The organism is Aphanothece microscopica RSMan92, from assembly GCF_046613545.2.
Lineage (GTDB): Bacteria > Cyanobacteriota > Cyanobacteriia > PCC-6307 > Cyanobiaceae > NIES-981.
The window spans coordinates 1-417 of record NZ_JBKKKY020000603.1 but is presented as its reverse complement, the minus strand read 5'-3'; the positions used below and the strand labels follow the sequence as shown (position 1 = coordinate 417).

General features: G+C 67.1%; 1 protein-coding gene. It reads right to left on the bottom strand.

The annotated features are described in order from the left end of the window. Window positions 1–417: DUF1838 family protein (locus ACLD7X_RS19260; protein WP_411425284.1), on the bottom strand; the 417-nt coding region annotated here is incomplete at both ends.

Here is a 417-nt window from a genome sequence, read left to right as displayed (position 1 = left end):
GCAGCACAAAGCGCCTCGGCGGGCGCGACGAGACAATGCGCGCGCCAGGCAGACTGCTCGGAATCGCAGCGCCAGCGAGCGTGTAGGGCAGCGTGATGGGGCCGACCGGGCGATAGACCGGGGTCAGCGCCTCCCCGGTCAGCGGATTGGTCCAGCGCTCAAGAAGCGGGCCGCCGCCGACCGGCCGGTTGAACACCATCTCCAGAGAGGACAGGCTGAAGCTGTCCTCACGCAGCGCGCTCACCCGGAAGATCGAACAGATCTCGATGTCGAACATCGCGGTCAGCTTGTTCTCGATCTGGGCGTAGCGCGTGCCGCTCATCCACCAGAAGAAGATCCGCTCGTCGTCGCACAGGCGGATCCGCCGATAGGCCCGCAGAGCCGAGGCGGGATCGGCCGGATCAAGCCTGTAGGGCC